General features: G+C 55.2%; 5 protein-coding genes. All 5 read left to right on the plus strand.

Annotated features, from left to right (window positions below):
• Positions 1-67: 67 nt before the first annotated feature.
• Complete coding sequence (locus tag QEH52_RS09920) at positions 68-922, plus strand: hypothetical protein (RefSeq protein ID WP_308950128.1); 855 nt, start codon at positions 68-70, stop codon at positions 920-922.
• Entirely contained in the window at positions 811-3,252 is a 2,442-nt protein-coding gene (locus QEH52_RS09925; RefSeq protein WP_308950136.1) for an ATP-dependent DNA helicase, read from the plus strand. The genes QEH52_RS09920 and QEH52_RS09925 overlap by 112 nt, the downstream gene beginning before the upstream one ends.
• Positions 3,253-3,430: 178 nt before the next feature.
• Positions 3,431-3,922: an AP2 domain-containing protein gene (locus tag QEH52_RS09930; RefSeq protein WP_308950130.1), complete on the plus strand. Its 492-nt coding sequence runs from the start codon at positions 3,431-3,433 to the stop codon at positions 3,920-3,922.
• Positions 3,923-4,104: 182 nt separating this feature from the next.
• Positions 4,105-5,055 carry an acetylxylan esterase gene (locus QEH52_RS09935; RefSeq protein WP_308950132.1) on the plus strand — a complete coding sequence of 317 codons (951 nt, stop codon included), beginning with the start codon at positions 4,105-4,107 and terminating at the stop codon, positions 5,053-5,055.
• A 15-nt stretch (positions 5,056-5,070) separates the two neighbouring features.
• On the plus strand, positions 5,071-8,928 hold the full coding sequence (gene hrpA / locus QEH52_RS09940; RefSeq protein ID WP_308950134.1) for an ATP-dependent RNA helicase HrpA: 3,858 nt from the start codon (positions 5,071-5,073) through the stop codon (positions 8,926-8,928).
• Positions 8,929-9,226: the final 298 nt, after the last annotated feature.

Genomic DNA, 9,226 nt, shown 5'->3' on the forward strand with positions numbered 1-9,226 from the left:
AGAATCTCTCGTAAGATTAAAACAAGTTGTGATTTATAAAAAGCCAGTGAGTATGGGTCCTCACTTCATGAAAATCCCAAAGTCTATTTTACACCAAAGCACCAGCCATCTCGTTTGGCTGATGATGGCTCCTCTACTCATATTTGCCCAAAGCGAGTCTAGGCAGCCCCAAGCCCCCGCAGGTGCCGACACACGCCCCGCGCAAACCGACAGCGCCAGCGCGCAGCTCATAAAGAACTACTTAACGGTCACTGGCGCACTCCAAGCGCAGCCCCCGCTACTCAATGTCGTCGCCCAAGGTCGTATTAAAGAGTCCACCCTTGAGCGCCAATTTCACTTAATCGAAACCAGCGATGGCAAACGCCGCCTCACCTACAGTTGGACCCACCTGGGTCGTAAACACCGTGTCCTCTATGTTCACGATGGCCTGCAAACTTGGACTCAGGTCTTAGAGCCCAAGCAGCAAACAGCTCATAGCTATACCGGAGTCGACGCGCAGCACTTCGCCAATCAACGCTGGCTGCTTCAGCCCTTTACCCTGCCCAAACGAGCCGACTACGAGTTCAAATACCAAGGCACCGCTCTCGTCGCTGGACGCCCCGCCCATATGATCAAGGGATATGGGAAGGCCAATATTCACAGCTGGTTTTACTTCGACCAGGAAAAGTCACTCCTCACCCGCTGGGGCGGCCAGGGAAAAATCGCAGGCGTAACAGAAGCCATGGACTATCAGGCGAGCCAATTTAAACCAGTCGATGGCATCTTAATTCCTTCTTATATTCAATTACTGGCGCAAAACGCCCCCTTCGGATACATTCAAGTGGAACAAATGACTATCAATCAGGATCTCAACGAGGTTTCCTTTTTCATGCCAGAGCACATCTCTCCCACTTTGCGCCAGCGCCCGACCGTAAAAAATTAATGCAGATCGACCCGATGCAACGCAGCGTGCAATTGAGCGCACGCGAATTGGCGCTGTTCCGAAACCAAGCAGGCACACGTGGCCATGGTCATAGCCCCTGGCGAGCCGCCGTCGGTCAACAATGGCACAAAAGCGCTGAAGCCACTAGCCATGCCACACACCCAGACGCACAATTCGAACTGAGCGTCAGCGCCAATTGGCAAGAACGTAACTGGCTCTTTAAAATCAATGGCCGCATCGACCAATTGCTGCCAGCCCCTCAGGGCCTGCGAATCAGAGAAGTAAAAACCATCCGCAGTCCCCTGCCGGCACCCGACGAAGCATTGATCGCAGACTACCCGGAGTATTTTGCACAGGCCGCCATCTACCGAGCGATGCTGCAAGTGCTGCCCGAATACTGCGAACGGTCGATCAGCGCCGAGGTGCTATTTATTAATATCGAGAACGGCGCCCAGCAAACCGTACTCTTACAGGCACCCGAACACGCTCTTTTCGAACAGCAGATCGAGCAATTACTGCCCTTCCTCGATGAACGACACGCGAGCCTCAACCGCTTACGCCACAGCACCGTTCACCCCGCCTTTGAATCCCTGCGTCCAGGCCAAGCAGAACTGTTTCACACTTTACATCAAGCCGCCCTGCAGGCCAAAGTCGTACTCACACAGGCCCCCACCGGCTTTGGTAAAACAGGCATTATCCTCGAGCATGCACTCAAACACATGCAAGACGGCCTCTACGATCGCTGCATCTACCTCAGCAGTAAATCGACCGGGCAGCTGGAAACCATCCGCCAGCTCAAAAAAATGATCGGCCACGACATGCGCTACATACAAATGCGCAATCGCCACGAACACCGAATCGATAGCGAGCGACACAGCTGCAGCGGCGATGAAACTTGCGATGCCGAGATCGGGCAACATTGGCAAGAGGCCGCACTCAAGCCATCCGAACTATTTATAGACGGCACCTTCGAACTCTCACGCGCCAAAGAAATCGGCGCCGAAACTGGCATCTGCCCCTACAGCCTCACCAAAGCCTGCCTGCCCTATGCAGAAATTTGGATCGGTGACAGTAACTATGTATTCGCCCCCGACAGTCGTTCTGTGTTTATGGATGCGCTCGGCTTCGACCCGCAACGCACCCTATTAATCATAGACGAAGCGCACAACCTACCTGATCGAACGGCCGATAGCCTAAGTGTCGAACTCTCCAGCGCAGACCTCTTGTTTGCGATCGAAGAGTTACGCCAGCACGGCGCTCCGCGTCGATTGCTCGCCACCGCGAATGAGCTGTGCCGCTGGATCGACAGCCTCAGCGCCGATCAGCCCCTAAACGGAAACCAGCTCTACATGGGACAGGACCTCTGCGAAGACTTCGCCGATCAACTCCAATCGGCCGCCTTCGATTACCAAGCCACCGCCCCCTTCGCCCTGCAACTCATCTGGTCCATCCCACGCCTAGCCGAAACTTTTGCCGCACCCACGCACCAATTTCTCCACTGGACTCCACAGCCCGGACGCTTAAGCGCCACCTGCCTCGACGCCAGTAATTGGATCGCCAACTGCCTCGCGCCCTTCGCAGGCACTGTGATGATGTCGGCCACCCTTGCTCCCTTCGATCATTTTCGCGAAAGCTGCGGCCTCAGTCAGCAATCCGTCACCATCGCTCAAGCACAGGCACCTTGGCGCGATGACGCCTATCAAGTTGCCATCGACTGCCGCATCGACACCCGACTACGCAGCCGCGAACGCTATTACGAAGCCACTGCGCGCACCGTGGCACAATTTAGCTATCACAGTCCCGGCACCCCCATTGCCGTATTTTTTGCATCCTATCAATATGCCGAAAACATCCAAGCCTACCTCGAAGCACTCGATCCGAGCTTACGCGTGCAACGCCAAACCCGCGGGCTCGACCTTTCAGAACAGTCTTCATTCATCGCAGAATGTTTATTAACATCAGATGTTTTGTTCCTAATCCTAGGCAGCAGCTTCGCCGAAGGCATCGATCAACTTGGTGGCGTCGTCGACCACATCATGATCGTCGGACCTGCCCTGCCAGAGGTCAATTTAATACAAAAAACTCGTATTGAAAACCACGCCAGCTTCTCACGGGAAGATGCCTTTCGCGACGTTTACATACGCCCAGCCATGCGTCGCATTCACCAAGCGCTCGGCCGTATTGTGCGGGCACCCGGACAGTCCGCGCGCGTGCTACTCCACTGCAAACGTTTTTCAGAAACGAGTTACCTGATCGAACTTGCCCCCGAGTATCAGAGTGATTGCGAGCTACATAACGACGAAGCTTTCGCTCAGTGGTTGGAACAGTAAAATAAGTCACAGCACGACAATTTAACTGTCGAATGAGCCGCTATTAATAAAAGAAGCGTTAGCGATTTGCAAAATGTGTTTTTGTTTGTAATTACTAATTTAGTAGCCAAATTTTAACCTCGGGAGTGTTTCCGATGCAAATTGGTTACATTCCTACACACACACACACACACATATCATGGCACGTTCAAAAGCAAACAAAGGAATAAGTCGAATCGACTCTGGTTCGACTCACGGTTGGTTCGTTCGCGGTTATCGCAACGGAAAAACCTACTCAAAATTATTCAGCGATCGCAAATGCGGTGGCAAAGGCAAAGCACAAAAGCTAGCCAAAGCCTATCGCGATGAGCTGAATGAAGAACTGGAAGCAATTCCAAAAAAACCACGTCAACGCCGCATTGTTGTCTCTGATTCCCGCAATACCACAGGGGAATTAGGCGTTTCACGCACCACCAAGATCGGACCAAACGGAACAAAGCACGAGTGCTACTCCGTCAGCTGGCGTCCAGAACCTGGAGTGCAAAAATGCACTTCGTTCTCAATCAAAAAATACGGAGAGAAGAAGGCCTTCAAACTCGCCGTCGAGCATCGCCGCAATAAAATGCGTGAGATTCACGGCGCGAACTTCTACCGTCAATTGAGCAAACGTAAACAAGCGGTCGCAAGTTAATCACATTTTTGAGATTCACAAAGCGCAAAACTTAAGCGCAACCCTCTGGGTTGCGCTTTTTTTGGGGGCATACAATACCGACTCATCCAGCCCCGACTCTATTCGCAACACGCCAATGTCGCAAAATTTATCATGATTGATGATGGATTTCCCTCAAAAAGCATGCCTATCATTTCAGACCAATGATAACACACGATTTTCCTTTCGACCCCACATACGGCTACACGCTCGAAGATTTGCTGCAAGTCACCGCCCCCGCCGAACCCGACGATTTCAAAAACTTTTGGCAAGAGACCTATACACAGGCGCGGCAGATCCCACTCAATATCCAGCAGTCTCAGATCGAAAGCCCCCACCCGGACTTTCATCTTTATCAAGTAAACTACGACTCCTGGCAAGGTGTCCGCATCGGCGCATGGATCACCGTGCCAAAGTCCGAGCCTGTTGAGCGCGCCGTAGTCGTCGGACATGGCTATGGCGGTCGCGACGCCCCCGGCTTCAACGAACCCATCAAACATGCCGTATGCATCTACCCCTGCGTTCGCGGCTTCCAACTCTCTCCGCACCCTGATTACCCCGGCGATGGACATCGCCACGTAATGGTCGGCATCGAAGCCAAAGAAAGCTACTCCCACCTAGGCAGCGTAGTGGATTACTGGCTCGCAGCTTCTGTCTTAGAAAGCCTTTACCCACAAACCACCAACCAAGTCGATTACCTCGGTGGCAGTTTCGGTGGTGGCATCGGAGCACTCATGCTCCCATGGGACTCACGCTTCAAAAAAGCCTATCTCAACATTCCTAGTTTTGGCAATCACCCCCTACGCGTCCAACTCCCTTGCTGTGGCAGTGGGGAATCCGTACAAAAGCACTACCAAGAGGGCCACACCCAAGTGCTCGAAGTGCTACAGTATTTTGATGCCGCCGTCGCCGCTAAATATATCCAGATTCCAGTAGTTGTGGCCGCCGCCACCTTCGATCCTGCAGTACCGCCCCCAGGCCAATTCTGCGTCTATAACAGTCTAGCCGGCCCCAAAGAGCTCTTTATCCGCCAAGCCGCTCACTTCGATTTAGCCGGCAATGAGCACGACGACGCCGCCATCCGCGCACGCTTGCTACGCTGGTTCGCACAATAATCGCACTCGAACTCTATGACCGAACGCAGCCTTCCAGTTCCGAGCTACTCCGAAGAGCTCCCGATCCATCAGCGGCGGGAGGAGATAGTGCGCACCATCCGCGACAATCAAGTCGTCGTCATCGCCGGCGAAACGGGATCGGGTAAAACAACCCAGATCCCCAAATTCCTACTGGAATGCGGCCTCGGAAAAAAAGGCTTCCTCGGCTGCACTCAACCGCGCCGCGTCGCCGCACTCTCAGTCGCTCAACGTATCGCCGAGGAACTAGGCGTGCAATACGGGCACGAAGTCGGTGCTAAAATTCGTTTCACCGATCAGACTCAAGCGCACACCGTCATCAAGGTCATGACCGATGGCATCCTGCTCAACGAGCTGCAAGACGACCCGATGCTACGCGCCTACGAAGCCATTGTGATCGATGAAGCGCACGAGCGTAGTCTCAATATCGACTTCATCCTAGGCTGCCTGCGCCAACTCAGCGAGCGTCGCAAAGACCTAAAAATTATCATCACCTCGGCCACCATCGATACTGCGAGTTTTGCCAAGGCCTTTGATAATGCCCCGATTATTGAAGTCTCTGGCCGTATGTATCCGGTGGATACATTTTACCGCCCCCCCGCCGACAACGATGAGGGCGATTACATTGACGCCGCCAGCGAAGTCATCTGCGAGATCATCGATCACAATCGCGAAGGCGACATTTTAGTCTTCCTTCCCGGCGAACGCGACATCCATGAGCTCCGCCGTGAATTAGAAAAAACGCCCGCTCGGCAGTGCGATTTACTACCACTCTTCGGACGCCTCGCCAACGCTGACCAGCAGCGCATTTTTCATCCCGGTGGACGCCGTCGCATTATACTCTCCACCAATATTGCCGAAACCTCGCTCACCGTGCCCGGCATCCGCTATGTCGTCGATACCGGACTCGCACGCGTCAGCCGTTACAGCCCACATTCACGTACCCAACGGCTCCCGATCGAACCAATCGCACAGTCCAGCGCCAACCAGCGCCAAGGCCGCTGCGGCCGCGTCAGCAACGGTATCTGCTACCGCCTCTACGAAGAACAAGACTTTCTCGCACGCCCCCGCTACACCACGCCCGAGATTCATCGCGCCAACCTGGCATCGGTCATTCTGCGCATGATGGCCTTCCGCTTGGGCGACATTCGCAGCTTCCCCTTCATCGATCCTCCCGCTGAAAATGCCATCGTCGGCGGCTATCGCCTACTCGCTGAGCTCGGCGCCGTTCAAGCAGACGAACGCAGCCCCGATCCAGACGCCTACCGCCTGACTAAACTCGGTCGCCGACTCGCACAACTGCCCGTCGACCCCACCGTCGCGCGCATGCTACTCCAAGCACAGCGCGAGCATGCACTGCCCGAAGTGCTCGTCATCGCAGCCGGCCTCTCCATCCAAGACCCTCGTGAGCGCCCCGCTGAACTGGCCAAAGAGGCAGACGAAATGCACAAGCAATTCACCCACCCCGAGTCCGACTTCCTCACCCTACTCAACATTTGGAACAGCTACCACGAAAAGTTAGACAGCCTATCGCAAAACAAACTCCGCAAATTCTGCAAAAGTCACTTCCTCGCCTACCAGCGCATGCGAGAGTGGCGCGACATCCACCACCAACTGGAGCGAATCCTTAAAGAGCGCCGCGGCAGCAAGTCCCCCCAAAAGACTCCCCACTCCCCACGCTCCACCCCCCACTCCCCGACAGAATTAAGTTACGCAGCCATTCATAAATCCATTCTAACGGGTCTGCTCAGTAACATCGCCCACAAAGAAGAAGCCCACAACTACCGCGGCCCTCGCAATCGCAAGGCTCTACTCTTCCCCGGTTCCGCACTCTTCGACCACGAAACCGCCAAAAAACAACGCAAAGCCGCCTACGCCAAAAAGACCAAACCAAAGCCCATAAAAACCAAGGCACCCGAATGGATCGTCTGCGGCGAATGGATGGAGACCAGTCGCCTCTTTGCCCGCACCGCAGCCAAGATCGAAGTCGAGTGGATCGAACAACTCGCCGGCGACCTACTCTCCATCCGGCACTCCGAGCCCTTCTGGAGCAGCAAAGGCGCCGCCGTGCTGTGTAAAGAGCGCCGTATACTCTTCGGCTTAGAAATTAAACGCAGTCAGGTCAGCTACAGCCGCATCGCCCCCGACGAAGCGACCGACATCTTTATCCGCAACGGCCTCATCGAAGGCGGCATTAAGGAGCGCCCCAAATTTTTTGAGCACAACGCCCAAGTCCAGCAAGCCGCCGAGTCCGAACTCGCCCGCCGCCGCACTGGCTCGGCCTTCTGGGTCGAGGACAATCTATTCGCCTTTTATCGCCGCCAACTCGAAGGGATCGGCTCCTTCGCCGAATTGCGCAGCTACGCCAAAAAACACCACGGCGGCTCGATGGACTTTCTTAAAGCCCACGAAGACGACCTACTACCGCCCGACGACAGCGGCATCGCCACCGAAGACTTTCCGCGCGCACTCCAGCTCGGCGGCAGCGAAATCCCCCTCCACTATCGCAACGAGCCGGGCAACGAAGAAGACGGTGTCACACTCCGCATACCACTCGCACAAGTCGATGCCATCCAACAAGGCACCCTCGACTGGGCCGTGCCCGGCCACCTCGAAGAAAAGATCGAATGCTTACTGCGTGCCCTGCCCAAACAAATTCGTATCCGCCTACACCCACTCAAAGAACGCGCCAGCGAGCTCAAATCGAAGCTCAAGCCCAGCGAGCGCCCACTCACCGAACAACTCAGCGAGCTCCTGCGCAGCGGCTACGGCATCGAAACCTATAAAGACCAATGGCACAAAGCACAGCTGCCCCCACACCTTAAGCCACGTATTCAAGTTGAAAATACCAAGGGCGATGCCCTGGCCCAAAGCCGCGACCTCGACACCCTGCGAAAACAGCTTCAATCCAAGAGCCAACAAACCGCTGCTGGCAATGGACTCGATGCCATACCCGCCTGGCAAAACGCCGCCGCACAATACGAACGCGAGAATTTAAGCGAATGGAACTTCGGAGACCTCCCCGAGTGCATCGACCTCAGCGGCGAGTCCGGACTCCCCCTCAAAGCCTACCCCGCACTCCACAGCGAAGCTCAACACATACACCTCCGGCTCTACCCCGACCGCGACCAAGCACGCCAGCAAACTGAAAAAGCCTGGCCCGCACTCGCCGAGCAAAGCATGGGCCGCGAGATCGCATGGCTACGCCGCGACCTCAAAGAACTCAAAAAGCTCGGCATCTTACTCGTGCACCTCGGCGGCTACGACCGTATCAAAGATCCCGCATGGGCACACTTGCGGCGCCATTTGTTTCAAACAGACAACTGCCTCCCCCTACGCCAAGCCAAGTTTCAGAACACCCTGCAACACGCCCAAAGCGCCTCGAAAGGCATCATCATGCGCTTTGTAGACCGCCTTCGAGCCACCCTCGAAGCCCGCGAAGCCGTCACCCTACTCTTAGAACAGAAAAAGACCAGCCAAGCCATCATCTACCCCGGCATGCGCGCCCACCTAGAACAAATCGCCCCCATCGACCTCCTCGACCACTACGACTTTGATGAGCTAGCCCACATCACCCGCTACCTCAAAGCCATGATGCGTCGCGCCCAGCGCGCCAAAGAAAGCATCCAGCGCGATATCGAAAAGTCCCAACGCGTCGCTCCCTTCGAAGCCAAACTCAAAGCACTCGAAGCCCTCGCCCAAAAAACACAGGCCCCACGCGTCAAGCCCTACCGCATGCTACTCGAAGAGTTCAAAGTATCCATCTACGCCCAGGAGCTCGGCACCGCACAAAAAGTCTCCGAAAAGCGCCTCGAACAACTCGCAGATAGTATTACAAAACAAATCAAAAGCTAGCCCCACTTCGCAGCCCCAATCAAACGTCTAGTCCACAAGACAGGGAGAACGTCGAGACAGGGAGAACGTCGAACGTTCAACATCCAACGTCCAATATTGAATAACTGGGAGAGCTCGGGATCCTAGGCGGACCTAGCGAACTGATCCACCGTCGCTTACACAGCCTAGCAAAAGCGTTGAAGACTCTTAGCTCGAACATGTTCGAATCAGAGTCATTCCCCCGGGATCGCAGGTCTCCGCACCTGCTCTGCACGCACGGAATCAGAGTCATTCCCCGGGATCGCAGGTCTCCGCACCT

The organism is Thalassobacterium maritimum (assembly GCF_031127805.1).
Lineage (GTDB): Bacteria > Verrucomicrobiota > Verrucomicrobiia > Opitutales > Coraliomargaritaceae > Thalassobacterium > Thalassobacterium maritimum.

What these genes read in the sequence shown, in the direction of transcription:
- QEH52_RS09920 (WP_308950128.1), top strand. Translation starts at nt 68, where the DNA reads ATGAAAATCCCAAAGTCTATTTTACACCAAAGCACCAGCCATCTCGTT.
- QEH52_RS09930 (WP_308950130.1), top strand. Translation starts at nt 3,431, where the DNA reads ATGGCACGTTCAAAAGCAAACAAAGGAATAAGTCGAATCGACTCTGGT.
- QEH52_RS09935 (WP_308950132.1), top strand. Translation starts at nt 4,105, where the DNA reads ATGATAACACACGATTTTCCTTTCGACCCCACATACGGCTACACGCTC.
- hrpA (WP_308950134.1), top strand. Translation starts at nt 5,071, where the DNA reads ATGACCGAACGCAGCCTTCCAGTTCCGAGCTACTCCGAAGAGCTCCCG.